Source organism: Streptomyces sp. M41 (assembly GCF_043673425.1).
In the GTDB taxonomy this organism is placed as follows: Bacteria; Actinomycetota; Actinomycetes; order Streptomycetales; family Streptomycetaceae; genus Streptomyces.
On sequence record NZ_JBIMKE010000020.1, the window covers coordinates 100,357 to 127,066 of the forward strand.

The window sequence follows — 26,710 nt, forward strand, 5'->3', positions numbered from 1 at the left end:
CCACCGGGCATGAGCCGTAAGCGCTGTGGGCAATGACGCCTGGGGCGCACTCGCGGGGCGGGCGACGACGTCCGCTCCGCCCTCGGATCGACAGACATGGACCTGTCTCGATCGATCCCCACATACTTCGAGCCATGTGTGCGGAACCCATGCCGCAACCCCATGGTGTCCACATGTTGGAACTGAGTATCCCGGTTCCCGAGAACCGTTCCATCATGTAACCTGCACGAAATTTTGCGATCACGCAGAGGGCCAACGTCGTCCCTCGGCACTTGCACATGCCACATGACGACGACGGGAGAGCCGATGCGTACGCCGCGCCAGCCGTCCCAGCATTCCGCGAATGGCCAGAACTGGTCGTTCATGGATGCTCGCCCTGCTGCGCAGGGTATGTACGACCCCCGCAACGAGCACGACGCCTGCGGCGTCGGCTTCGTGGCCACCCTCACCGGCGAGGCGAGCCACGCGCTGGTCGAGCAGGCGCTGACCGTTCTGCGCAACCTCGAACACCGCGGTGCCACCGGCTCCGAGCCCGACTCGGGTGACGGCGCGGGCATCCTCTCCCAGGTGCCGGACGCGTTCCTGCGCGAGGTGGCCGGATTCGAGCTGCCCGCGGCCGGTGCGTACGCCGTCGGCATCGCCTTCCTGCCGGAGGAGGGGACGGCGGAAGCCGTCTCGCGGATCGAGACGATCGCCGACGAGGAGGGCCTGACCGTCCTCGGCTGGCGCGAGGTCCCGGTCGCGCCGGAACTGCTCGGCGCCACCGCCCGCTCGACCATGCCGGCCTTCCGCCAGATCTTCGTGGCCGACGGCACCAGCACCGACCTGGCCCTCGACCGCAAGGCGTTCGTGCTGCGCAAGCGCGCCGAGCGCGAGGTCGACGTCTACTTCCCGTCGCTGTCGGCCCGCACCATCGTCTACAAGGGCATGCTGACCACCGGCCAGCTGGAGCCCTTCTTCCCGGACCTGTCCGACCGCCGCTTCGCCTCCGCGATCGCGCTCGTGCACTCCCGGTTCTCGACGAACACCTTCCCGAGCTGGCCGCTCGCCCACCCGTACCGCTTCGTCGCGCACAACGGTGAGATCAACACCGTCAAGGGCAACCGCAACTGGATGCGCGCCCGTGAGTCGCAGCTGGCCTCCGACCTGTTCGGCCCGCAGGACAAGCTGGAGCGGATCTTCCCGGTCTGCACGCCGGACGCCTCCGACTCCGCCTCCTTCGACGAGGTCCTCGAACTGCTGCACCTCGGCGGCCGTTCCCTGCCGCACTCCGTGCTGATGATGATCCCGGAGGCGTGGGAGAACCACGACTCCATGGACCCGGCCCGGCGCGCCTTCTACCAGTTCCACTCCACGATGATGGAGCCCTGGGACGGCCCGGCCTGTGTCACCTTCACCGACGGCACCCAGGTCGGCGCCGTGCTCGACCGCAACGGCCTGCGCCCCGGCCGCTACTGGGTCACCGACGACGGCCTCGTCGTCCTCGGCTCCGAGGTCGGCGTCCTCGACATCGACCCCGCCAAGGTCGTCCGCAAGGGCCGCCTCCAGCCCGGCCGCATGTTCCTCGTCGACACCGCCGAGCACCGCATCATCGAGGACGACGAGATCAAGGCCCAGCTCGCGGCGGAGAAGCCGTACGCCGAGTGGCTGGAAGCCGGCGAGATCGAGCTGTCCGACCTGCCCGAGCGCGAGCACATCGTGCACACGCACGCCTCGGTCACCCGCCGCCAGCAGACCTTCGGCTACACCGAGGAGGAGCTGCGCGTCATCCTCGCGCCGATGGCCAAGGCCGGTGCCGAGCCGATCGGTTCGATGGGCACCGACTCGCCGATCGCCGCGCTGAGCGAGCGTCCGCGGCTGCTCTTCGACTACTTCACCCAGCTGTTCGCGCAGGTCACCAACCCGCCGCTGGACGCCATCCGGGAAGAGCTCGTCACCTCGCTGAACTCCTCCCTCGGCCCGCAGGGCAACCTGCTGGAGCCGACGGCCGCCTCCTGCCGCTCGGTCACCCTGCCCTTCCCGGTGATCGACAACGACGAGCTGGCCAAGCTCATCCACATCAACGCCGACGGCGACATGCCCGGCATGAAGGCCGCGACCCTCTCCGGCCTGTACCGGGTCTCCGGCGGCGGTGACGCCCTCGCCGCGCGCATCGAGGAGATGTGCGCCGAGGCCGACGCCGCCATCGAGAACGGCGCCCGTCTGATCGTCCTGTCGGACCGCCACTCCGACGCCGAGCACGCGCCGATCCCGTCGCTGCTGCTCACCGCGGCCGTCCACCATCACCTCATCCGCACCAAGCAGCGCACCCACGTGGGCCTGCTGGTCGAGGCCGGTGACGTCCGCGAGGTCCACCACGTCGCCCTGCTGATCGGCTTCGGCGCCGCCGCCGTCAACCCGTACCTGGCGATGGAGTCCGTCGAGGACCTGGTCCGCGCCGGCACCTTCCTGCCCGGCATGGACGCCGAGAAGGCCATCCGCAACCTGATCTACGCCCTCGGCAAGGGCGTCCTGAAGGTCATGTCCAAGATGGGCATCTCGACCGTCGCCTCCTACCGCGGCGCCCAGGTCTTCGAGGCCGTCGGTCTCGACCAGGCCTTCGTCGAGAAGTACTTCAACGGCACCGCCACCAAGATCGGCGGCGTCGGCATCGACGTCATCGCCAAGGAAGTCGCCGCCCGCCACGCCAAGGCGTACCCGGCCAGCGGCATCGCGCCCGCCCACCGCGCCCTGGAGATAGGCGGCGAGTACCAGTGGCGCCGCGAGGGCGAGCCGCACCTGTTCGACCCGGACACGGTCTTCCGCCTCCAGCACTCCACGCGCACCGGCCGCTACGACATCTTCAAGAAGTACACCGAGCGCGTGAACGAGCAGTCCGAGCGTCTGATGACGCTGCGCGGCCTGTTCGGCTTCAAGTCCGAGGGCCGTCAGCCGATCTCCATCGACGAGGTCGAGCCGGCCAGCGAGATCGTCAAGCGCTTCTCCACCGGCGCCATGTCGTACGGCTCCATCTCCAAGGAGGCGCACGAGACCCTCGCCATCGCCATGAACCAGCTGGGCGGCAAGTCCAACACCGGTGAGGGCGGCGAGGACCCGGAGCGCCTGTACGACCCCGCGCGCCGGTCCAGCATCAAGCAGGTCGCGTCCGGCCGCTTCGGCGTGACGAGCGAGTACCTGGTCAACGCGGACGACATCCAGATCAAGATGGCCCAGGGCGCCAAGCCCGGCGAGGGCGGCCAGCTGCCCGGCCACAAGGTCTACCCGTGGGTCGCCAAGACCCGGCACTCGACCCCGGGTGTCGGTCTGATCTCCCCGCCGCCGCACCACGACATCTACTCCATCGAGGACCTGGCTCAGCTGATCCACGACCTCAAGAACGCCAACCCGCAGGCCCGCATCCACGTGAAGCTGGTCTCCGAGGTCGGCGTCGGCACCGTCGCCGCGGGTGTCTCCAAGGCACACGCGGACGTCGTGCTCATCTCCGGTCACGACGGCGGCACCGGCGCCTCGCCGCTCACCTCGCTGAAGCACGCGGGCGGCCCCTGGGAGCTCGGCCTCGCCGAGACCCAGCAGACCCTGCTGCTCAACGGCCTGCGCGACCGCATCGTCGTGCAGACCGACGGCCAGCTGAAGACCGGCCGCGACGTCGTCATCGCCGCGCTGCTCGGCGCCGAGGAGTTCGGTTTCGCGACCGCGCCCCTCGTCGTCTCCGGCTGCGTCATGATGCGCGTCTGCCACCTGGACACCTGCCCGGTCGGCATCGCCACCCAGAACCCGACCCTCAGGGACCGGTTCTCCGGCAAGGCCGAGTACGTCGTGAACTTCTTCCAGTTCATCGCCGAAGAGGTCCGCGAGATCCTCGCCGAGCTCGGCTTCCGCTCCATCGAGGAGGCCGTCGGCCACGCCGAGGCCCTCGACGTGACCCGCGCGGTCAAGCACTGGAAGGCCCAGGGCCTGGACCTGGAGCCGCTGTTCCACGTGCCCGAGCTGCCCGAGGGCGCGGTGCGCCACCAGCTGACCGAGCAGGACCACGGCCTGGCGAAGGCGCTCGACAACGAGCTCATCAAGCTCGCCGCCGACGCCCTCGCCGCGGACTCCGCGACCGACGCCCAGCCGGTGCGCGCCCAGGTCAAGGTCCGCAACATCAACCGCACGGTCGGCACCATGCTCGGCCACGAGGTGACGAAGAAGTTCGGCGGCGCGGGCCTGCCCGACGACACCATCGACATCACCTTCACCGGCTCCGCCGGCCAGTCCTTCGGCGCCTTCCTGCCGCGCGGTGTCACGCTGCGCCTGGAGGGCGACGCCAACGACTACGTCGGCAAGGGCCTCTCCGGCGGCCGGGTGATCGTCCGTCCCGACCGGGGCGCCGACCACCTCGCCGAGTTCTCGACGATCGCCGGCAACACCATCGCCTACGGCGCGACCGGCGGCGAGCTGTTCCTGCGCGGTCGTACCGGCGAGCGGTTCTGTGTCCGCAACTCCGGTGCCCTGGTCGTCTCCGAGGGCGTGGGCGACCACGGCTGCGAGTACATGACCGGCGGTCACGCGGTGGTCCTCGGCGAGACCGGCCGCAACTTCGCGGCCGGCATGTCCGGCGGCATCGCCTACGTCATCGACCTCGACGTCGACAACGTCAACGTCGGCAACGCCGGCGCCGTGGAGGCGCTGGACGAGGCCGACAAGCAGTGGCTGCACGACGTCGTGCGCCGCCACGCGGAGGAGACAGGCTCCACGGTCGCCGAGAAGCTGCTCGCCGAGTGGGACACCGCCGTGGACCGCTTCAGCAAGATCATCCCCAGCACGTACAAGGCAGTGCTCGCCGCCAAGGACGCCGCCGAGCGAGCCGGTCTCTCCGAGACCGAGATCACCGAGAAGATGATGGAGGCGGCGACCAATGGCTGATCCCAAGGGCTTTTTGAACCACGGCCGCGAGGTCGCCAGGTCCCGCCCCGTAGAGGAGCGCAAGAAGGACTGGAACGAGGTCTACGTCCCCGGCTCCCTGCTGCCGATCATCAGCAAGCAGGCCAGCCGCTGCATGGACTGCGGTATCCCGTTCTGCCACAACGGCTGCCCGCTGGGGAACCTGATCCCCGAGTGGAACGACTACGCCTACCGCGAGGACTGGGCGGCGGCCTCCGAGCGCCTGCACGCGACGAACAACTTCCCGGAGTTCACGGGCCGGCTGTGCCCCGCCCCGTGCGAGTCGGCGTGTGTGCTGGGCATCAACCAGCCCGCCGTCACCATCAAGAACGTCGAGGTCTCGATCATCGACAAGGCGTGGGAGACCGGTGACGTCGCCCCGCAGGCGCCCGAGCGCCTGTCCGGCAAGACGGTCGCCGTCATCGGCTCGGGCCCCGCGGGCCTGGCCGCCGCGCAGCAGCTGACCCGGGCCGGCCACACCGTGGCGGTGTACGAGCGCGCGGACCGCGTCGGCGGCCTGCTGCGCTACGGCATCCCCGAGTTCAAGATGGAGAAGCGGCACATCAACCGCCGTATCGAGCAGATGCGCGCGGAGGGCACCCGCTTCCGTACCGGCATCGAGATCGGCCGTGACCTCAAGGCGACCGACCTGAAGAAGCGGTACGACGCGATCGTCATCGCCGCCGGTGCCACGACCGCCCGTGACCTCCCGGTCCCCGGCCGCGAGCTCAAGGGCATCTACCAGGCGATGGAGTACCTGCCCCTGGCCAACAAGGTGCAGGAGGGCGACTACGTCACCACGCCGATCTCGGCCGAGGGCAAGCACGTCGTCGTCATCGGCGGCGGCGACACCGGCGCCGACTGCGTGGGCACCGCCCACCGCCAGGGCGCGGCCTCCGTCACCCAGCTGGAGATCATGCCCCGCCCGGGCGAGGACCGTGCGCCGCACCAGCCGTGGCCGACCTTCCCGATGCTGTACAAGGTCACCTCCGCGCACGAGGAGGGCGGCGAGCGCGTGTACTCGGTCTCGACCACCCACTTCGAGGGCGATGAGGACGGCAACGTCCAGTGGCTGCACCTGACCGAGGTCGAGTTCATCGACGGTAAGCTGACCCCGAAGCCGGGCACGGAGCGCAAGATCCCCGCCCAGCTGGTCACGCTGGCGATGGGCTTCACCGGCACCGACCGGGAGAACGGCCTGGTCGAGCAGTTCGCCCTGGAGCTCGACGAACGCGGCAACATCGCCCGCGACGCCGACTTCCAGACGAACGTGCCGGGCGTGTTCGTCGCCGGTGACGCGGGCCGCGGCCAGTCGCTCATCGTGTGGGCGATCGCGGAGGGCCGCTCGGCCGCCCGCGGCTGCGACCGCTTCCTGACCGGCGCCAGCGACCTGCCGGCCCCGATCCGCCCGACGGACCGCGCCCTGATGGTCTGATCCGGAGGATCACCGAGAACGTCCCGTACAACGGCGTGCGGAACACAGACGGCGTCTGCCCACAGTCCCCGACCGGACGACTGGGCAGGCGCCGTCGCCTTTTCACCGCGCCGCCCGACGCCGGCCAGACCGGTGTGCGACGCCACCTGAGCGCGTGACGTAATCTCGGCATCCGTTGCGTCGCGTGAGGGGGAGCCGTATGGCCGCGATCAGTCTCAGCAAGATCGAGGAGACCGCGCCCGCGCTGGCCGGCCTGTACCAGAGCGCCGGGGTGTCGCTCAGCAAGAACGGGCTGGACGGGGTGCGGGCGGCCGTCTATCTGGTGGTCGACTACTCCGGTTCGATGAAGCCGTACTACAAGGACGGCAGCGTGCAGGCGCTCGCCGACCGGGTGCTCGGGCTGTCGGCGCACTTCGACGACGACGGGATCGTGCCCGTGGTGTTCTTCTCCACCGACGTCGACGCCGAGACCGAGATCGCGCTGGCCGACCACCAGGGCCGCATCGAGCGGATCGTGGCCGGGCTCGGGCACATGGGCAGGACCAGCTACCACCTGGCCATGGACGCGGTCATCGACCACTACCTCGACAGCGGCGCGCGCGAGCCCGCCCTCGTCGTGTTCCAGACGGACGGCGGCCCGATCAACAAGCTCGCCGCCGAGCGGTATCTGTGCAAGGCGGCCCGGCTGCCACTGTTCTGGCAGTTCATCGGGTTCGGCGATCCGGACAGCCGGCAGTTCGAGTATCTGCGGGGGCTCGACGAGCTGTCCGTGCCGGACAAGCGGGCCGTCGACAACGCCGGGTTCTTCCACGCCGGACCGCAGCCACGGAAGATGCCCGACGCCGAGTTGTACGACCGCCTCCTCGGCGAGTTCCCGAAGTGGCTGGTGGCGGCCCGGGCACAGGGCATCGTACGGCCGTAGCGCCCGCCCTCGGGCCCGCGCCGGGAGCTCACCCCAGTGCTCGCCCCGTTGGCCGACGGGGTACCGGCATGTCACCCTGTGGTTGATCCGGCGGGGAGGCGACGACGTATGCACGGCGCACGATCGGAGAACGAGGCCACGGCAGCACGGCGCTCCGCGCCGCCCGGCGGGGGCGAGAAGGTGGCCGACTGGGCCGACGGGCGGCTCGGCCTGTACGCGCTCGCCAAGGCCAACATGCGCAAGGTCTTTCCGGACCACTGGTCCTTCATGCTGGGCGAGGTCTGCCTCTACAGCTTCCTCGTCCTGATCCTGACCGGTGTCTACCTCACCCTGTTCTTCGACCCGAGCACCAACGAGGTCGTCTACAACGGCACCTACGAGCCCCTCAACGGCGTCCTGATGACGCGGGCGTACGAGTCCACCCTCGACATCAGCTTCGACGTGCGCGGCGGGCTGCTCATCCGGCAGATCCACCACTGGGCGGCACTGGTCTTCGTCACCGGCATGCTGGTGCACATGATGCGGGTGTTCTTCACCGGCGCCTTCCGCAAGCCCCGCGAGATGAACTGGGTGTTCGGCTGGACCCTGCTGATGCTCGGCATCATCACCGGACTGACCGGCTACTCCCTCCCCGACGACCTGCTCTCCGGCACCGGCCTCAGGTTCGCCCACGGCGCGATCCTGTCGATCCCGATCATCGGGACGTACGTGGCGTTCTTCCTCTTCGGCGGGGAGTTCCCCGGCGAGGACTTCATCGCCCGGCTGTACCCGATCCACATCCTGCTGCTGCCCGGGATCATGCTGGGCCTGGTCGTCGCCCATCTGATCCTGGTCTTCTACCACAAGCACACCCAGTACCCGGGCCCCGGCCGCGACCAGAAGACGGTCGTCGGCATGCCCTTCCTGCCGGTGTACATGGCCAAGGCGGGCGGCTTCTTCTTCCTCGTCTTCGGTGTGCTGGCCCTCATGGGCGGCATCGCCAGCATCAACCCGGTATGGGCGTTCGGCCCCTACCGGCCGGACCTGGTGACCACGGGCGCCCAACCCGACTGGTATCTCGGCTTCTCCGAGGGACTGATCCGGGTGATGCCGGGATGGGAGCTCAACGCCTGGGGCCACACCCTGGAACTGGGCGTCTTCATCCCCTTCTCGCTCTTCCCGCTGATCCTGCTCGCGCTCGGCCTGTACCCCTTCATCGAGGCATGGATCACCGGTGACAAACGGGAGCACCACATCCTGGACCGGCCGCGCAACATGCCTGTGCGCACCGGCCTCGGCGCCGCCTGGCTCAGCCTCTACACGGTGCTGCTGATCGGCGGCGGCAACGACATCGTGGCCACCCATCTGCATCTGTCCATCAACGTGATCACCTGGTTCGTACGGATCGCGGTCTTCGTCGTGCCGGTCGTCACCTTCATGGTGACCAAGCGCATCTGCCTCGGGCTCCAGCGCCGCGACCACGACAAGGTGCTGCACGGCAGGGAGACGGGCGTCATCAAACGGCTGCCACAGGGCGAGTACATCGAGGTGCACGAGCAGCTCTCGCAGGCGCAGCTGTTCACCCTCACCCAGCACGAACAGCCACCGCCGTACGAGACCGGCCCCGAGGTCGACGCGAACGGCGTCCGGCGCCGGATCAAGGCGTCCCAGCGGGTGCGGGCCAGGCTGGCGCGGGCGATGTTCGGCTCGGCGGCGCACATCCCCAAGCCGACGGAGCAGGAGTACCGCGAACTCACGAGCGGCGACCACCACTGACCCCGTGGCCACCGGCCCCCCATGGTGCGCCCCCGCCCAGGTGCTCCGCCCAGGCGTCCCGTCCAGATGCCCCGGCTATGTCGGCTATGTGTCGCACTCCAGCACCGTCCGGCACAACCCGCACCGCGCCCTGACCCGCCCCCGCACCGGCACCCGGATCCGCTGCTGACAGGTCGGACAGGGGAACGACACCCGCAGCGGGCCCCGCCCGTCCGGGACGAAGGCGTACGGCGCCCCAGGGTGCGGGCCGGTGCCGTGGTCCTGGGCGTGGCGGCGGTCGCGGGCGTAGCGGCGCCGGCCCGCCCAGCCTGCCGCCGTCAGCGGGGGCTGCTCCGCGTCCCGGCGGGCCTCGGCCATGCCCTTCCCGTACGCCGTGTACGCCTGCGCACTGGTGAACCACACCGACGGATCCTCGGCGAAGACCAGCGCCCGCTTGGCCAGGACGTAGCCGAACTCCTCCGGCGTCAGATACCCCAGCTTCTGCGAGGACGCCGCGTCCTCCCGGTAGGCGTCGAGCAGCAGCCAGCCCGCGCCCAGATACGTCGTCGCCGTGTCCGTGAGGATCTCATTGTCCCGGGTGCCGGGGAACGATAGGCCCAGGCGGTGCAGATACACATGCATCACCTCGTGCGCGAGCGCCGCGCCGATGTCCCGGCGATGGGTGCGGAAGCGGTCGTTCAGCTCGACGAAGTACTCGGGTCCGGCGGCGAGTTCGACGTTCGCCGCATGCGTCATCTCCCGGAAACTCACGATCAGCCGGGCGTCCGGCAGGCGATAGTGCCGCACCAGCTCGTGAGCCACCCGCTGCGCGCCCAGATACAGCTCGTCCGTGTCGCAGAAGGCCACGTCGGCAGGCGCCACGCTGGTCTCGAACGTCCGGACGGTGTCCCACGACAGCCGCCGGTAGAGCGCGGTGATCGAGGCCCGCACCGTCTCGAGGTGCGGGAATCCGTGCTGGACCGGTCCGCCGTTCGCCACGTCCGTACCCCCAAGACGCCTTGAACCCCCGATTCCACTCTACGGGGATGTGAGGGGAAATTCCCCGGCGAGGTTCCACATTCGGAACGTGAGATCCGTCCTTGCCAGACATGCCACCTGATCTTCATACTGCGGGCCGCTCAACACGCCATGAAAGGACGTATGTTGACACACAGCCTGCCGAAGAGAAGCGGCAAGACCCTGGCCGTCAGAGCGGCTGCCGTCGGCGCGGTCGCGCTCGCGGTCGCCTCCCTCCAGCCCCTCAGCGCGAACGCCGCGTCCACCCGTGTCGTCGGTGGAACGCCCGCCGCGCAGAACGAGTTCCCGTTCATGGTCCATCTCTCGATGGGCTGCGGCGGGGCGCTCTACAAGAAGGACGTCGTCCTCACCGCCGCGCACTGCCTGCCCGGCTCCGGCAACAACACCAGCATCACGGTCACCGCCGGCGTCAACGACCTGAACTCCTCCTCCGCGATCAAGGTCAAGTCGACCAAGGTCAAGCTGGCCCCGGGGTACGACGGCACCGGCAAGGACTGGGCGCTGATCAAGCTCGCCCGGCCGATCGACAAGCCGACGCTGAAGATCGCCACCACGGACCGCTACAACCGCGGCATGTTCACCATCGCCGGATGGGGCGACACGCAGGAGGGGGCGGGCACGGGCACGACCAAGCTCCGCAAGGCCGCCGTTCCCTTCGTCGCCGACCGCACCTGCAAGCGCCACTACGGCAACCGGCTGGTGTCGAAGGAGGAACTGTGCGCCGGCTGGCAGCGCGGCGGCGTCGACACCTGCCAGGGCGACTCCGGCGGACCCATGTTCCGCAAGGACGACGCGAACAAGTGGATCCAGGTCGGCATAGTCAGCTGGGGCGACGGTTGCGCCCGCACCGGCGTGCCCGGCGTCTACACCGAGGTGAGCCACTTCGCGAAGGACATAGCCCGCGCGGCGAGCGCCCTGTAGGCGAGCGCCTCGTAGGTGAGCGCCCTTACGGGCGAGCGCCGCACCAGGGGTGCGTTCAGACGGCCCGGAGGACGGGGGCACCGGCTTCGCCGGCCCCGCACCGGGCCGTCTCCTGCAATTCCAGCACCCACACCTCGTTGACTCCCTCCCGCAGCACGGGCCCCGGGACGTACAGCGAGCGCTGCGGACCCGCGGACCAGTAGCGGCCGAGACAGAAGCCGTTGATCCACGCGAACCCGCGGGTACCGCCCGGCAGTTCCAGACGGGCGTCACCGGCGCCCCGCACCACGACGGTGCCCCGGTACAGCCCCGGGGCACCGTCCTCGGCCGGCTCCCGCCCCGGCACCGCCCGGACCGCCGCCACGTCGTCCAGCGCCTCCAGCCGCAGCCCACGCGCGCGTACGCCGTGCAGATACTGCCGCTCGTGCAGGACACCCCCGGTGATGCCCTTGGGCTCACCCAGGCGCGGCCCGTAATTGACCCTCCCCAGCGACTCCACCCACAGCTCCACGCGCGCGTGCCCGGCGACCGGCTCCTTCAGACACGCCTCGTCCTCGGTGAGCACCCCCGCCCGCTCCCCGTCGACGTACACCACGGCCAGGTCCCGCAGCCCGCGCACGCTCAGCGGATACGGCCGCCGCGGCCCCGGCACCGTCACCTCGTAGCGCACCAGGCCACGCTCGACGCCCAGCTCCTCGAAGGTGGGCGGGACGGGGCCGGAGATCTCCGGATCACCCAGCGCGTCCAGTACGGCGGCCAGGGGCGCCCAGTCGGTCAGGGCCGCCTCGGCCGCCGCGCCCAACGGTGCCGGGGCGGGCGGGACTTCGGGCAGCGGGCCGTCGGCGTACTCGGCGAGGACCTCACGGAAGGCCCAGAACTTGCCGGTCGGGCGGCCGTACTCGTCGATCGGGGCGTCGTAGTCGTACGACGTCACATCGGGCTGCAGCGGCCCCTCGTGCAGCGCGCCGCCCCGGTTGGCGCCCGCCCATCCGGCGAAGCTCGTGCCGCCGTGCGCCATGTACAGGTTGACCGAGGCCCCGCACTCCAGGATCTCCCGCAGGGCCGCCGCCGCGTCTCCGGGATCCCGCACGACATGCTCGCCGCCCCAGTGGTCGAACCAGCCGCACCAGAACTCCATGCACATCAGCGGACCGTCGGGCCGGTGCCGGCGCAGCGTCTCGAACGCCTCACGCGCGTGGGAGCCGAAGTTCACCGTCGCGAGGATCCCCGGCACCGAGCCGCCGGAGAGCATGTGGTCCTCGGGGCCGTCCGAGGTGAACAGCGGGACCGTGACGCCGCTTTCCCGCAGCAGGTCCGCCAGCCGGCGCAGATACTCCGCGTCCGAGCCGTAGCTGCCGTACTCGTTCTCCACCTGCACCATGATCACCGGGCCGCCCCGGTCGATCTGCCGGGGCACGATCTCGTGCCGCAGTCGGCGCAGCAGCCAGCTCGCCACATACCCCAGATAGCGCTCGTCACGGGTACGCACGCGTGCCCCCACCTCGGCCGTCAGCCAGTACGGCAGCCCGCCGTTCTCCCACTCGGCGCAGACGTACGGCCCCGGCCGCACGATCGCCCACAGCCCCGCCTCCCGGGCCGCGTCCAGGAACCGTCCGAGCGCCCCCACGTCCCGGCTGTGCCCCCGCCTCGGCTCGTGCAGGTTCCACGGCACGTAGGTCTCCACACAGTTGAGACCCATCGCCCGCAGCATCGCCAGCCGGTGCCCCCACTGGGACTCATGCACCCGGGGGTAGTGCAGCGCACCGGACAGCAGCCGCACGGGCCGGCCGTCCAGCAGAAAGTCTTCGTCCCCCACCACGAACTCGCTCATACGCCCCACCCTCAGCTCTGGCGCCGAGCGGGGTCCATGGACAAATATCGGCGCTGGTTGGACGGACCGGACCGGGAGGAGCAGGCCCCGAGACCGGGCCGGGACGGACGGACCGGACAGACGGACGGACCCGACAGACGGACAAAAATGGCCGAACCCCGCGCGATCGGGCCGGAACGCGGTGGAAGGGAGGTGGCCGCGCCGATGTATCGCACCTGGATGCGGTTCTTCACGCCCGGACCCGCCCATCACCGCCTCGGCCTGGTCTGCCTCGGCGTCGGCCTCCAGTACGGCGCTCTGCCCACCGTCGGCCCGAGAGTCCTGGACCATCACGTCGCCGTAGTGATCAGCAGCGGCACCGGCTGGTACGCCGACCCCGACGGGCGCCGCACGCCCGTCACCGCGCCCGCGCTGCTGTGGCTCACACCCGGCGTCCCGCACCACTACGCGCCCGACCCCGGCACCGGCTGGGACGAGGGCTTCGTCGACTTCACCGGGCCCGCCACCGCCTCGTACACCGAACTCGGCTACATCGAGCCCGACCGCCCCGTAGTGCCCCTCTCCGACGCCTCCGGCCCCCGTGCCGTCATCCGGCGCATGGCCCGCGCCGCGCGCCGCGACAACCCCCTGCTGGAGGTGGAGACCGGCGCCGCCGTCCACGAGCTCCTCGTCGCCCTGCGCCGGGCCCGCGCCGACCTCGCCCCCGGCGGCGAGCAGGTCCTCAAGGCCCTCGCCCGGGACGCCTGCCTGCCGCTGACGGTCGCCGACCACGCCGCCCGGCACCGCATGACCGTCGCCGAACTGCGCACCGCCGTACGGCGCGGCGCCGGATGCAGCCCCAAGGACTACCTGCTCGGCATCCGCCTCGGCCGCGCCAAGGAACTCCTCGCCGCCACCGAACTCCCCGTCGCCGCCGTCGCCCGCCGGGTCGGCTACGACGACCCCGCCTACTTCTCCCGCCTGTTCACCCGCCGGGTCGGCATGGCCCCCGTCCGCTTCCGCGCCCAGCAGAGCCGTACCGTGCCCGGCGGCTGGAGCGACGAGGTCCCCGACCCCGACGATCCGCCCGTCATCGAGCCGACGATCACCTGACGACGCCTCCCGTAGGGTGAACCCCCATGACCACCAGCAACACGTCCGGCGGCGACGTCGACCCCGCCGTCCGTGACGAGCTCGCCCGGCTGCGCGACAGCATCGACAACATCGACGCGGCCGTCGTCCACATGCTCGCCGAACGTTTCAAGTGCACCCAGCAGGTCGGCCACCTCAAGGCCGAACACCAGCTGCCGCCCGCCGACCCGGCCCGCGAGGCCCGGCAGATCGCGCGGCTGCGCACCCTCGCCGAGAACGCCAAGCTCGACCCGGCCTTCGCCGAGAAATTCCTCGGCTTCATCATCGCCGAGGTGATCAGGCACCACGAGAGCATCGCCGAGGACGCCGTCAACGGCGCTGCGCCCACGGCGAACTGAACCGGACAGCCCCTCCCGAGGGAGTGACACGGCGGCCCGTGCCGGGCATGCTGCGCTGTGCACTCCATGTCAGCTGACACGCACTCCCCGTCAGCGCCCCCGGACATACTCCGGATGTCCACGCGGGAGGGACGTCGGGCCATGCCGTCGGATGCCAAGATCCTCATCGTCGACGACCACGAGGACACCCTGTACGCGCTGGAGAGCGCCCTGACCCCGCTCGGCTACCGGCTCGCCCGCGCCACCAGCGGCGAGGAGGCACTCAAGCAGGTGCTCCGGGGACAGGTCGGCCTCCTGCTCCTGGACGTGCGCATGCCCGGCGTCAGCGGACTGGACGTCGTGCGCTACATGCGGCGCCTGGAACAGACCCAGCACATACCCGTCATCCTGCTCACCGGATTCGGCGCCGACCACGAGCTCACCTCCGCCGCCTTCCGACTCGGCGTCGCCGACCTCGTCATGAAGCCCACCGACCCCTGGGCGCTGCGCACCAAGGTCCGCTACCTGTACGACGCCCACCAGCGCCACCGCGCTCTGGAGCAGGAGGTCCGCGAACTGCGCGCCCTGGTCAAGGACGAACCCCGGGCCCGCAGACCCGCCCCGCCCCTCGCCCGCCCCCAGCCCCGCCCCCACCCCGACGTCCGCTGCCCTCCCCAACGCGACAGCCCCGCGCAGACGTCGACCCCGGACCGGACATAACGTACGTACTGATCCACCCCTGTGCGCCGTCCACGCCATCAGGCAGCATGTCCTGCATGTCCGTACTCACGCGCGACGAAGCGCAGATCCGTGCCCAGCTCCTCGACGTCCACCGGTACACGATCGAACTCGACCTGACCACCGGTGACGAGACCTTCGACTCCCGCACCGTCATCAGGTTCACCACGCGCGCGGACCGCACCGACACGGACACCTTCGTCGAGATCAAGCCGGCCGAACTGCGCTCCGTCACGCTGGACGGACAGCCCCTCGACCCGCAGACCCTGGACGGCAACCGGCTGCCCCTGAAGAACCTCACTCCCGGCGAGCACGAACTGCGCGTCGACGCCGCCATGCGCTACTCCCGCACCGGCGAGGGCATGCACCGCTTCACCGACCCCAGCGACGGCGAGACCTACGTCTACACCCAGATGTTCATGGACGACGTCCAGCGCGTCTTCGCCGCCTTCGACCAGCCCGACCTCAAAGCCGTCTTCGACCTGTCCGTCAAGGCCCCCGAGGGCTGGACCGTCCTCGCCAACGGCATCACCGAACAGCAGGGCGACGGCCGCTGGCAGGCCGCGGCCACCCCGCTGATCTCCACCTACCTCGTCGCGCTCGCCGCCGGCCCCTGGCACTCCGTACGCACCGAACACCGCGGCCTGCCCTTCGGCATCCACTGCCGCCGCTCCCTGGCCCCCTACCTCGACGCGGACGCCGACGAACTCCTCGACGTCACCCGGCAGTGCTTCGACCGCTTCCACGAGAAGTTCGACGAGCCCTACCCGTTCGACTCCTACGACCAGGCATTCGTCCCCGAGTTCAACGCGGGCGCCATGGAGAACCCCGGACTCGTCACCTTCCGGGACGAGTTCGTCTACCGCTCCGCCGTCACCGACACCGAGCGCCAGACCCGCGCCATGGTCATCGCCCACGAGATGGCCCACATGTGGTTCGGCGACCTCGTCACCCTGCGCTGGTGGGACGACATCTGGCTCAACGAGTCCTTCGCCGAGTACATGGGCTACCAGACCTGCGCCGAAGCCACCCGCTTCAACGACACCTGGACCGACTTCGGCGTCGCCCGCAAAGCCTGGGGCTACGACGCCGACCAGCGCCCCTCCACCCACCCCGTCGCCCCCGAAGCCGTCGACGACACCGCCTCGGCACTGCTCAACTTCGACGGCATCTCCTACGCCAAGGGCGCCTCGGCACTGCGCCAGCTCGTCGCCTGGCTCGGCGAGAAGGACTTCCTCGCCGGCATCAACACCCATTTCACCCGGCACAAGTTCGCCAACGCCAGCCTCGCCGACTTCATCGACTCCCTCGCCTCGTCCACCGAACGCGACGTCCACGCCTGGGCCGACGCCTGGCTGCGCACCACCGGCGTCGACACCCTCACCCCGGCCGTCACCCGCGGCGACAACGGCACCCACACACTGAGCGTCGACCGCGCCGGCAGCCGCCCGCACCGCATCAACGTCGGGCTCTACGACCTGGACCTCGGCGGCGACGCGGGCCACCTCGTCCTGCGCGAACGCCTCGGCCTCGACGTACCCCTCACCACCCCGCAGCCCATCGGCAAACGCCCCGCACTGCTGCTGCTCAACGACGGCGACCTGACCTACGCCAAGGTCCGCTTCGACGCCGAGTCCTTCGAGACCGTCCGCACCTGCCTGTCCGGGCTGCCCGAACCGCTGACCCGCGCGGTCGTCTGGAACGCGCTGCGCGACGCCGTCCGCGACGGCGAACTGGCCGCAGGCGCCTACCTGGAGGCCGCCCGCGCCCATCTGCCGCACGAGAGAGACCTCGCCATCGTCCAGGGCGTCCTCGCGTTCGCCGCGGCCCAGATCACCGACCGCTACCTCCCCGCCGATGAGCGGCCCGCCGCGCTGGCCACGCTGTCCGCCCTGTGCCGGGACCTCATCCGCCGCACCGAGGACGGCGACAACCCCGGTCTTCGGCTGATCGCCGTACGGCACTTCATCGACGTCGCAGCCCACCCGGACACCATCGCCGCCTGGCTCGCCGACGGCACCGTGCCCGGCGGACCCGAACTCGACCCCGAGCTGCGCTGGCGCGTCCTGGGCCGGCTCGCCGTCCTCGGCGCCGTCGACGAGGCCGCGATCGCCGCCGAACTGGAGCGCGACCCGAGCGCCACCGGCCAGGAAGGAGCCGCCCGCTGCCGGGCCGCACTCCCCGACGAGGAGGCCAAGGCGAAGGCATGGGACGCCATGTTCGCCACGGACGAGACCACCGACCTGTCGAACTACCTCTTCACCGCCACCGCCCAGGGCTTCTGGCAACCCGAACAGGCCGACCTGGTACGGCAGTACGTGCCCCGCTACTACCAGGACGCGGTCTTGGTCGCAGCCCGCCGCGGCCCCGCCATCGCCGACGCCGCCGGCCGCTACGCCTTCCCCGCGCACGCCGTCGACGCCGAAACCCTGCGACTGGGTGAGGAGTGCCTCGCCGACGGCGAGCCGATCCCGGCACTGCGCCGCAAACTCGTCGACCAACTCGACGACCTGACACGGGCGTTGCGCGTGCGGGACGGCCGATAGGTCCGGGCACGACGACGTAGGGCGCCCCCGGCAGTCGCCGGTGGGCGCCCTACCTCCGTCCGCGCCCGCCCCAGCCTCGCCCGGCTCCTCTACTGCGAGACTCCCGCCGGTCCGCCCCCGACACGCTTTCCCCGCACGCGAGTTCCCCCTTTCGGGTTCCGATCATTGGGCTTTTCGGGCGCCACCCCCCATCCGGGTACAAGCTGGAAGTCCTTCTTGCCCAGCGCCCGGGAGGACACGATGAGCACACCGCCGTCGCTCGCTTCAGGCCCCGAGGGCCCGCACGCTCTACGGCCGTTGCTCGACACCGTGCTCGACGCGCTGGACGAGGGCACCCGGGCACGCTCAGGCCCGCTGCCGGCGGGCGGCCCGGACAAGGTCGCCGCACGGATGTGGGACGCCGTCGGGGAGGTCCTGCCGGACCAGGGCGACCCCGACGCCCTGCACCGCCTGGTACGGGCCCTCGCCGAAGGCGCAGCCGACCCCGCGGACCCCCTGTGCACCGCCCACCTCCACTGCCCGCCCCTGGCCCTCGCCACCGCCGCCGACCTCGCCGCCACCGCCCTCAACCCCTCCCTCGACTCCTGGGACCAGGCCCCGAGCGCCGCAGAACTGGAAACCCTGGTGACGGACACGCTCGCACGGGAGGTTTTCCGGGGCGAGTGGGGGGAGGGGGCGCGGCCGGGGGGAGGGACGGGGGGCGGGCAGGGGAGTGGGCCGGGGAGAGGGACTGGGGCCGGGCAGGGGAGTAAGCCGAGGAGCGGGGCCGTGCAGCACCGTCCCGCCGCGCTGGTCACCACCGGCGGTACCGAGTCCAACCAACTCGCCCTGCTGCTCGCCCGGGAGGCCCACGGGGGCGGGGTCCGGCTCGTTCATGGGGCGAACGCGCATCACTCGCTGTCCCGGGCCGCCTGGCTGCTCGGTATGCCCGAACCCGTCGTCGTGCCCGCCCCGGCCGGTCTGCTCGACCCCGTCGCCCTCGACGAGGCCCTCGCGCAGCTGGCCGGGCCACGGGGCTCCGTCATGGTCGCCGCCACCGCGGGCACCACCGACGCCGGACTCATCGACCCCCTCCCGGACATCGTGGCCCTGTGCTCCGCCCACGGGGCCCGACTCCACATCGACGCCGCCTACGGCGGGGGCCTGCTGTTCAGCGACCGGTACCGCGACCGGCTCACCGGGCTCGACGCCGCCGACACCGTCGCCCTCGACCTGCACAAGTTCGGCTGGCAGCCCGTCGCCGCCGGCCTCCTCGCCGTCCGGGACACGGGCGACCTCGCCGTGCTCCACCACCGCGCCGACTACCTCAACGCCGACGACGACACCGACGCGGGCCTGCCCGACCTGCTCGGCCGCTCCCTGCGCACCAGCCGCCGCCCCGACGCCCTCAAGATCGCCGTCACCCTGCGCACCCTCGGCCGCGGCGGCCTCGGCCGGCTCGTCGAACAGGTCTGCGACAGCGCGCGGGAGTTCGCCGCCCTCGTCCACGCCCACCCGGGGTTCGAACTGCACGGCCCGCCCGCCCTCAGCACCGTCCTGTTCCGGCCCGCACACGCCACCGACGAGGCCGTCGCCGCCGTACGCCGCAAGCTCCTCACCGACGGCCGCGCCGTCCTCGGCCGGGCCCGGACAGACGGGCGCCTGTGGCTCAAGGCCACGCTCCTCAACCCCCGCACCCGCCCGGACGACCTGGCCGCCCTCCTGAAACTGGTGGAAGGAAACACCCCCGGATGAGCCCCCAGCACAACCCCCGCACCGGCCCTCGGACCGGCCCCCGCACCGCAGCCCACGCCGGCCCCGACGCCGACGCGCCCACAGGCCCGCACGAGGGCGCCCACGCCCACCCCGCACACCTCGACCCCACGCCCGCCGACCACTCCAGCCCCACGCCCGCCGGCAACCCCGCACCCCCCGACCCCGACGCCCCCCGCGACCTGGTCGGCATCGGCATCGGCCCCTTCAACCTCTCCCTCGCCGCCCTCGCCCACCCCCTCGCCGGACTCGACGCCGTCTTCTACGAACAGCGCCCCTCCTTCGTCTGGCACCCCGGCCTGATGATCGACGGCGCACGCATCCAGGTCCCCTTCCTCGCCGACCTGGTGACACTCGCCGACCCCGCCAGCCCCTGGTCCTTCCTCAACTACCTCAAGACCCGCGACCGGCTCTTCCCCTTCTACTTCGCCGAGCGCTTCCACATCCAGCGCGCCGAGTACGACGCCTACTGCCGCTGGGTCTGCGAGCAGCTCCCCCAACTACGCTTCGGCCACCAGGTCGACGCCGTCCGCTTCAACCCCGAACGCGACGTCTTCGAGGTCGACTTCACCCAGCTCGACCCGGACGGAGAGGCCACGGCCCTCGGCCGCACCCACACCAAGAACATCGTCCTGGGCATCGGCACCGAACCCCACGTCCCCGACGCGCTGGGGCCCCTCGTCGAGGCGCCCACCGTCCCCGTCATCCACGCCGCCGACTACCTCGACCACCGCGAGACCCTCCTCGCCGCCGAGCACATCACCGTCATCGGCTCAGGACAGTCCGGCGCCGAAGTCTTCCTCGACCTGCTCCGCCGCCGCCCCGCCGGACGCGAGCGCCTCCACTGGCTCGGCCGCACCGAAGCGTTCGCACCCATGGAGTACTCCAAGCTCGGCCTGGAGCACTTCACCCCCGACTACACCCGCTACTTCCACGCCCTCGCCGAGCCCGTACGCGACCAGCTCGTCGCCTCCCAGTGGCAACTCCACAAAGGCATCGACGCCGGCACCCTCGCCGCCATCCACGACGAGCTCTACCGCCGCACCCTGAACGGCGGCTGGCCCGACACCGTCCTCACCCCCGGCGTCAACGTCCGCACCGGCGGCCGGATCGCCACCACCAAGATCGAACTTCACCTCGAGCACATCCACCAGAACACCCGCTCCCGGCTGACCACCGACGCGGTCGTCCTCGCCACCGGCTACCGCGAACGCCCCCTGGACCGCCTCCTCGCCGGCCTCGACCCCTACCTGCGCCGCGACAGCCAGGAACGCCCCCGCATCGACGACCAGTACCGCCTCGTCATGGACCCCTCCGTGAGCGGAGCCGGCTGCCACGTCCACGTCCAGAACGCCGAACGCCACACCCACGGCATCGGCACCCCCGACCTCGGCCTCGCCGCCTGGCGCAGCGCCAGCATCCTCAACTCCATCACCGGCAAGGAGACCTACGCCCTCCCCACCCGAACCGCCTTCACCAGCTTCGGCCTGGCGGCACAGCCGCAGATCCCGCGCGCCCGCCGCCCACTGGTACTCACGCCACTGGTCGAGGGGCGTTAGCGGAACCCGTAAGAATGGCCGATACACATGCAGGGCGGCGCCTATTTCTCCGTGCGCCGTCCTGCATATATCCAACGGAAAATCTGTTCGATATAAAAAGGACCATCGGAAAACTCCATGTGCCTCTCATATACCCGGAAGCGCTGATAGCGTCGCCGCATGTCGCTGCAACGGGGGCGTCTGGTCTGGGCGATGGGGATTTTCGGGGGCATGTTCCTCGTGATCTATTTCCCGGCGGACGATCATTTCTTTCGCTTGGTGATCGATTTACTGGTCCTGCTGGCCACCGGATTACTGTTCACGGCCCTGGCCATGGCGGACCGCGGCCTGGAACCGGCCGTGGCCGCCGCACCGGTCACGCCGGCGCCTTCCCCGGTACCGGAAGGGCAGTACCGCCTGCCGCCCAGCGCCCGCCCGGCACCCACAACCGGCCTCGCGCTCACCTCCCGGGCACCGGCCCCGACGCCCGTGCCCTGCTTCGGAGGCGGCTCCAAGGCCCAGCGTTTCCCCTGGCTGCTGCCGCCGCGGCCGGCTGTCTCCGGGGTCGCGGCCGACGAGGCGCAACTCGGCGACCTCGCCGTCCGGGCCGCCTCACTCGTCGGCCCCGGACACCGCTGCCAGGAGCCCGCCACCGCCCGCCAGGACGCCTACCGGATCGCACGGGACGCGTCCGGCCGGCACCTGCTCCTGGCCGTCGCCGACGGCGTCTCCAGCAGTGCGCACGCCGAACTCGGCGCCGCAGTGGCGGCCGGCACGGCCGTCAACCACCTGCGCCGCCGCCTCGACGACGCGAACGCGGCGCCGCTGTCCCCGACCGAACTCTTCGACGAAGCCGCCACCGCCATGCTCCGCGAAGCCGCCCGACGCGGACTGGAAGCCGCCGACGTCTGCGCGGTCCTCCTCGTCGCCCTCATCCCCACCCGCCCCGACCACGAGTTCGGCGAGCGCACCATGTGGGCGGCCTGGCTCGGCGACGCCTCCCTGTGGCGGCTCGACGACAAGCGCTGGCAGTACGCCGCCGGTGACCGCAAGGGCGCCACGCCCGGCTACGACTCCAACGCCGTCGCCCACACCCTCCCCGCCGACCCGCACGCGGCCACCGAGACCCGGCTCACCCTGCGCCCCGGAGACGTGATCTCGCTCGTCACCGACGGGCTCGGCGATGGCCTCGCCACCATCGACGACCTCAACACCTACCTGGCCGGCCGCTGGCGGCAACCGCTGCCCGTCGCCGCCTACCTCAACGACGTCGGCTTCGACGCCGAACGCTTCCTGGACGACCGCACGTCGATCACTGTGTGGATCGACCCCGCCCCCCACACCACGCCGCTCGCGACGAACACCGGCGGACCTCAGGGGCCGGGCGCCGACCCGGCGGGCGAACCGTTCGCCGGACCCGACGGATGGCCGTCGTGACCGCCAGCCCGTCGAAGTGGGCCCTGCCACCGGTCACCCCGCTGACCGCGCTGGGCGACCTCGGCGAACAGATCGCCACGAACAACGGCCAAAGCTCCGCGGTGACCCGCGTCCGCGGCCCCCGCACCGGATCCGACCTGCTGTTCAAGTGCTACAAAAGGCCACTGGACGACACCGAGGCCGACCGGCTCGACCGGCTCGTCACCTTCGGCCGCTCCGACACAGCCGCCGGACGCCCGTCCCTCGAAGTCCTGCTGGCCCGCACCTCCTGGCCTGTCGCCCGCGTCACCGACCACACCTCCGCCACCGTCGGCTGCCTCATCCCCATGGCACCGGACGCCTTCCGGCTGCCCGGCGGCGGCTTCCGTGAGATCGACACCCTGGCCCGCCCGAACGAGCGGTTCGCCAGGAACGGCACCCCGCCGACCCCCGCGCAGCGGCTCACCGCCTGCCGCAGCCTCGTCGGCATCGCCGCCGCACTGGAGGAACGCAGGCTCGTCTACGCCGACTGGAACTACGCCAACGCCTTCTGGAACCCCGCCGACCACTCCGTCTACCTCATCGACATGGACGGCTGCGCCCAGGGCACCGGCACCGACGTCCACCAGCCCGGCTGGGAGGACCCGCTGGCACGGCCCGACACGCCCGCGGACCTGAGCACCGACCGCTACCGGGTCGCCCTGCTCACCGCACGCTGCCTGACCGGCACCCGCAACCTCGCCGAAGTGCTCCACACCCTCGCCGACCCCCCGGACGGCGTCCCGGCCGGCGTCGCCGACCTGCTGCTCGACATGCTGTGGGCCCAGAACCGCCGGAGCCGGCCCCGCAGTTCGGCGCTGCTCGCCGCACTGAACGACGGACCGGTGGTCCGCTCACCCGTCGCCCGATCCCCGCTGCCCGCCCGGCCCGCCGCCCGGCGCACGACCGCGAAGCAGCCCTTCGACACCCCCAACAGCACCACCCGCGTGGTGGACACACCGACCCGGCCCCCGGCGCAGACCCCGGCCCCGCAGTACCAGGCGGCCTGGGCCCTGGCGGCCCTGTTCCTCGTCGTCCTCGTGATCGTGATCATCGCGGCGAACTGAGACAGGACCCCGACCGAGCGCCTGCCCGGCCGAATTTCCCGTTCCCACGCGAACCGCAGAAGCAGAAGAGGAATGCAGATGACCTACGACGACGCCGTGCCCGGCCAGGACCCCAACGTCTACCAGATGCGGCAGAAATGCCTGCCGACCTATCTCGTGATCGACGCCTCCAGTTCGATGGCGCCGCACCAGAACACCCTCAACCAGACCCTCTCGCAGTTGCACGCCGCGATTTCCGAGAGCCCCCGCGTCTCGGAATTCGCCCACATGTCCCTGATCGCTTTCTCCAGCGACGCACACCTGATCATCGAAATGACGGACCTCGACCGGATCCCGGTCATGCCGGAAGTCGTGTGCAAAGGACTCACCAACTACTCCGCGGCCTTCGACCTCGTACGAGGCCGCATCGAGACGGACGTCGACGAACTGCGCTCCCTGGGCATGTCCGTCCTGCGGCCGGTCATGTTCCTCCTCACCGACGGCGCCCCCACCGACGAGGGCTGGCACGACGCGTTCCGCCGCCTGGTCGACCGCTCCTGGCCCCGCTACCCGCACGTCATCAGCTACGGCTTCGGCGCCGCCAACCCGGATGTGCTCAGCAAGGTCGCCACCAAGGCCGCCTTCCTCGCCGACGCCGGCACCCACCAGGACCACGCGCTTCTCGAGGCACTCGGCAGCCTGCTGAACTCGCTGGTCGCCTCCTCACGCGCGGGAGAGATGCAGATCCCCCGCTCCGCGCCCGGCTTCACCCCGCAGCCGGTCAGCGAGGAATACCTGACCGTCTCGGCCGAGTACATGGACTGATCACCGTGCCCGCCCACCATGCCACCAGGCAGCCCCACCGGCTCCTGCTCACCGCCACCGCCCTCGCGACATGCGCCGTCCTGCTGCGCCTGCTGTCCCCGGACGTCGAAGCCGACGCCGGACCCCGCCCGACGCACAGCACATCGCCGGAACGCTCCCCGCACCTCAAGGAGCACAAGAAACCGTCCGAGCAGCCGGACGAGCCGGCTGAACGCGTCACCCCGCGCAAGAAGGCACCCACCGAACCGACCGAGCAGCCCGACCCGAAGACGTCCCGGCACCCGCAGCAGCCCCCGGACAACCTGCCGCCCGGCCACTGACCGACGCCCGTGAACCCGCACGGCGCCGGCCACCGTACACCCGCGCTCTCCGAGAGGAGGCAGAAGACCATGACCGCACCCAGTCCTCAGTGCCCGCGCTGCGGAGCCGCCAACGACCGCAACTTCACCAGCTGCAGCACCTGCGGCGCCGTACGCGTCTTCGACCCGATGAGCGGCACGACCCCGCCCGCCAGACGCGCCGCACCACCGCCGGCCCGCTCAGCGCCACCCCCGGTCGCCGTGACACGCCCCGTCGTCACCGTGCCGTCAGCACCCGCACCCGCCCCACCACCCACGTCCGCACCACGCTTCGCCCGCGACGTCACCAGGTATCTGTGCACCGCCGTCCACACGGACACCAAGTTCGCCCGCCAAGCCGTGGAGCAGATCGTCGAAGAACCGCGCCGCGCCGTCGCCTCGTCACCAGGCGTCGATCTCGGCTGCGTACTCCGGCACGCCCTGGCCGCCCGCCGCCGTCAGGCCCGCCGGGACACCGTGCTCGCGCTGCTGCTCCTGGCCATCCTCATCACACTGCCCTTCTCCTTCGGCGCCTCGCTGTTCCTGGGCTTCCTCGCCGCATGGTTCATCGTCGCCGTCGAATCCCTCACCGTGCACTACGGCGTCGTCGCCCGGCAGCTCAGACGCGAGAACTTCGTGCCCGACCAGGCGCCCGAACCGGTCAGCCCCCAGCAACGACAGCGCATCCAGGAGATCGAGCGACGCGACCGGGGCAACGTCGTCGTCTTCTCGCTCTACGCCCCCTTCGTCGGCTACGGACCGGTGACCAGCACCTGGTCGTTCGCCGTGGACACCGCACGCCCCGAAGAGGGCAAGCAGATCGTGCCCTTCACCGTCCACGAGCTCAACGACCATCTCGCCGCCCAGGTGGCGGACCTCAAACTGCCCGGCGTGCACGTCGAGAACCTCCTGCTGGTCAATGGCGGCGACCTGCTCTACGGAGTCGACGACCGCACCCGCGCGCACCTGCTGCCCGACACCGACGGGCCACCCAAGGAGAAGGTACTGCCGGACCTCCTGCGCGACCTGCGTGAGGACGGCAAGGGCCGAGCCCGCCCCTACCTGGCCATCCGCGTCACCGGCTGGAGCGGCGAACTGGCCACCACCCTCTTCCTGCGGTGCGCGCTGCTCTCCGACGGCAAAATGCTCTTCATCGAAGGCAGCAGCTCCCTGCTCGCCCCGGTGCGCGAGCAGTACCGCATCGCGGACCAGCTCCTCGACGCCCCCACCCTGCGCCAGTGGGTGGCCCTGGTCTCCGGCGCCGGGCGGCGTACGCCGGGCCTGCTCTTCGGGGCACCCTTCTCGGCCGTCGCCGGACTGTTCTCACCCCTCATCGAACACCGCAAACAACGCCGCCAGGCCCGGGAGATCCGCCACCGCCAGTTCAACTACGGAGCGTCCTTCAGCATCCGGGACGCGGCCAGCGACCAGCTGTACTACCGCTACTTCCAGCAACTGGACCGGGAACTGTACGCCAAGACGGTCGAACACCGGGTGCTGGCCGCACTGGTGGAGTTCATGGAGGACCACAACATCGACTCCAGCGACCTCGTCCAACGCCAGACCACCATCTACAACTCCGGCCTCTACGCCGGCGGGAACGTGACGGTCAGCGACTCCGCCGTCGGCGTCGGCGGCAGCATCGCCCAGAGGTTCCGGCGCGGCGGCCAGCAGGGCGGCGCCTCTGCGCCCCAGGGGCCCGCAGGACCTGCCACCGCCCCGACCCCCCCACCCGTCAACAGAAGAAGGTGACGACATGTCAGAAACTGGAAACAACAGCGGCATCAGCGCCGGCGGAGACATCAGCATCGACAGCAGCGCGGTCGCCCTCGACCACTCGACGGCCACCGTCGGCACCACCGCCGACACCGACCGCGAGGCCGCCATCTGCGAACTCCGCGAAGCCGCACGCCTGCTGCGCCAGCAGATCCACGACAACCAGGACACCTACGAAGACGGCGCAGAACTCGTCGACGCCGCCGAACGAGTCGAGGCGGAACTCACCCGGGAAGAGCCGCGCCGCAACGTTCTGCTGCGCTGGCTCGGGTTCATCGCCCCCGGCGTGCAGGCCACCGCCGCCGTCGCCGGCGACGTGGCCGCCATCCAGACCAGCGTCAACAGCCTGCTCTGACGCCCGTCGCAGAGCAGGCGGGCATACCGAAGGCCGGTGGAGAAACCCACCGGCCTTCGCCCCGGACCCGACCCCTAGTGTCCTGAGCC

19 protein-coding genes are annotated in these 26,710 nt (G+C 70.9%); 17 read left to right on the forward strand and 2 right to left on the reverse strand.

Going from position 1 to position 26,710, the window contains the following annotated elements:
• Window positions 1–306 precede the first annotated feature (306 nt).
• From gltB to ACHBTE_RS23590, 4 genes are all read left to right on the forward strand, one after another.
• Window positions 307–4,905 carry a glutamate synthase large subunit gene (gene gltB, locus ACHBTE_RS23575; RefSeq protein ID WP_394726078.1) on the forward strand — a complete coding sequence of 1,533 codons (4,599 nt, stop codon included), beginning with the start codon at window positions 307–309 and terminating at the stop codon, window positions 4,903–4,905.
• A complete protein-coding gene (locus ACHBTE_RS23580) occupies window positions 4,898–6,358 on the forward strand; it encodes a glutamate synthase subunit beta (RefSeq protein WP_394726036.1) in 1,461 nt (486 codons plus the stop codon). The genes gltB and ACHBTE_RS23580 overlap by 8 nt, the downstream gene beginning before the upstream one ends.
• A gap of 199 nt (window positions 6,359–6,557) precedes the next feature.
• A complete protein-coding gene (locus tag ACHBTE_RS23585) occupies window positions 6,558–7,280 on the forward strand; it encodes a vWA domain-containing protein (protein ID WP_394726037.1) in 723 nt (240 codons plus the stop codon).
• Between the two features lie 108 nt (window positions 7,281–7,388).
• Window positions 7,389–9,035, forward strand: coding sequence for a cytochrome bc complex cytochrome b subunit (locus ACHBTE_RS23590; protein ID WP_394726038.1), 1,647 nt, complete (start codon window positions 7,389–7,391; stop codon window positions 9,033–9,035).
• 84 nt (window positions 9,036–9,119) lie between these two features.
• On the opposite strand, the gene ACHBTE_RS23595 is transcribed toward ACHBTE_RS23590, so the two are convergent.
• Window positions 9,120–10,013, reverse strand: a complete 894-nt coding sequence (locus tag ACHBTE_RS23595) for a hypothetical protein (protein ID WP_394726039.1) — start codon at window positions 10,011–10,013, stop codon at window positions 9,120–9,122.
• Between the two features lie 162 nt (window positions 10,014–10,175).
• On the opposite strand from ACHBTE_RS23595, the gene ACHBTE_RS23600 reads away from it, so the two are divergent.
• Window positions 10,176–10,973, forward strand: a complete 798-nt coding sequence (locus ACHBTE_RS23600) for a S1 family peptidase (protein ID WP_394726040.1) — start codon at window positions 10,176–10,178, stop codon at window positions 10,971–10,973.
• Between the two features lie 55 nt (window positions 10,974–11,028).
• Here the strand turns inward: ACHBTE_RS23600 and ACHBTE_RS23605 are convergent, their stop codons facing one another.
• Window positions 11,029–12,804, reverse strand: a complete 1,776-nt coding sequence (locus ACHBTE_RS23605; RefSeq protein WP_394726041.1) for a beta-galactosidase family protein — start codon at window positions 12,802–12,804, stop codon at window positions 11,029–11,031.
• A gap of 204 nt (window positions 12,805–13,008) precedes the next feature.
• Here ACHBTE_RS23605 and ACHBTE_RS23610 point away from each other — a divergent pair, with 204 nt between their 5' ends.
• From ACHBTE_RS23610 to ACHBTE_RS23665, 12 genes are all read left to right on the forward strand, one after another.
• Window positions 13,009–13,896, forward strand: coding sequence for a helix-turn-helix domain-containing protein (locus ACHBTE_RS23610; protein ID WP_394726079.1), 888 nt, complete (start codon window positions 13,009–13,011; stop codon window positions 13,894–13,896).
• A gap of 26 nt (window positions 13,897–13,922) precedes the next feature.
• Window positions 13,923–14,273: a chorismate mutase gene (locus tag ACHBTE_RS23615; protein WP_394726042.1), complete on the forward strand. Its 351-nt coding sequence runs from the start codon at window positions 13,923–13,925 to the stop codon at window positions 14,271–14,273.
• Window positions 14,274–14,414: 141 nt separating this feature from the next.
• Window positions 14,415–14,972, forward strand: coding sequence for a two-component system response regulator (locus tag ACHBTE_RS23620; RefSeq protein WP_394726043.1), 558 nt, complete (start codon window positions 14,415–14,417; stop codon window positions 14,970–14,972).
• A gap of 56 nt (window positions 14,973–15,028) precedes the next feature.
• A complete protein-coding gene (gene pepN / locus ACHBTE_RS23625; RefSeq protein WP_394726044.1) occupies window positions 15,029–17,536 on the forward strand; it encodes an aminopeptidase N in 2,508 nt (835 codons plus the stop codon).
• 240 nt (window positions 17,537–17,776) lie between these two features.
• On the forward strand, window positions 17,777–19,270 hold the full coding sequence (locus ACHBTE_RS23630) for a pyridoxal phosphate-dependent decarboxylase family protein (RefSeq protein WP_394726045.1): 1,494 nt from the start codon (window positions 17,777–17,779) through the stop codon (window positions 19,268–19,270).
• Window positions 19,267–20,847 carry a lysine N(6)-hydroxylase/L-ornithine N(5)-oxygenase family protein gene (locus tag ACHBTE_RS23635; protein ID WP_394726046.1) on the forward strand — a complete coding sequence of 527 codons (1,581 nt, stop codon included), beginning with the start codon at window positions 19,267–19,269 and terminating at the stop codon, window positions 20,845–20,847. The genes ACHBTE_RS23630 and ACHBTE_RS23635 overlap by 4 nt, the downstream gene beginning before the upstream one ends.
• Before the next feature lie 159 nt (window positions 20,848–21,006).
• A complete protein-coding gene (locus tag ACHBTE_RS23640; RefSeq protein WP_394726047.1) occupies window positions 21,007–22,263 on the forward strand; it encodes a protein phosphatase 2C domain-containing protein in 1,257 nt (418 codons plus the stop codon).
• On the forward strand, window positions 22,260–23,348 hold the full coding sequence (locus ACHBTE_RS23645) for a hypothetical protein (RefSeq protein WP_394726048.1): 1,089 nt from the start codon (window positions 22,260–22,262) through the stop codon (window positions 23,346–23,348). Before ACHBTE_RS23640 ends, ACHBTE_RS23645 begins: the two co-directional genes overlap by 4 nt.
• A gap of 78 nt (window positions 23,349–23,426) precedes the next feature.
• Window positions 23,427–24,152: a VWA domain-containing protein gene (locus tag ACHBTE_RS23650; RefSeq protein ID WP_394726049.1), complete on the forward strand. Its 726-nt coding sequence runs from the start codon at window positions 23,427–23,429 to the stop codon at window positions 24,150–24,152.
• A 5-nt stretch (window positions 24,153–24,157) separates the two neighbouring features.
• Entirely contained in the window at window positions 24,158–24,472 is a 315-nt protein-coding gene (locus ACHBTE_RS23655; protein WP_394726050.1) for a hypothetical protein, read from the forward strand.
• A gap of 69 nt (window positions 24,473–24,541) precedes the next feature.
• Window positions 24,542–26,242 (forward strand): hypothetical protein, encoded by a 1,701-nt coding sequence (locus ACHBTE_RS23660; RefSeq protein ID WP_394726051.1) that lies wholly within the window; start codon window positions 24,542–24,544, stop codon window positions 26,240–26,242.
• A 4-nt stretch (window positions 26,243–26,246) separates the two neighbouring features.
• Window positions 26,247–26,621 (forward strand): hypothetical protein, encoded by a 375-nt coding sequence (locus tag ACHBTE_RS23665; RefSeq protein WP_394726052.1) that lies wholly within the window; start codon window positions 26,247–26,249, stop codon window positions 26,619–26,621.
• The last annotated feature ends 89 nt before the right edge of the window (window positions 26,622–26,710 follow it).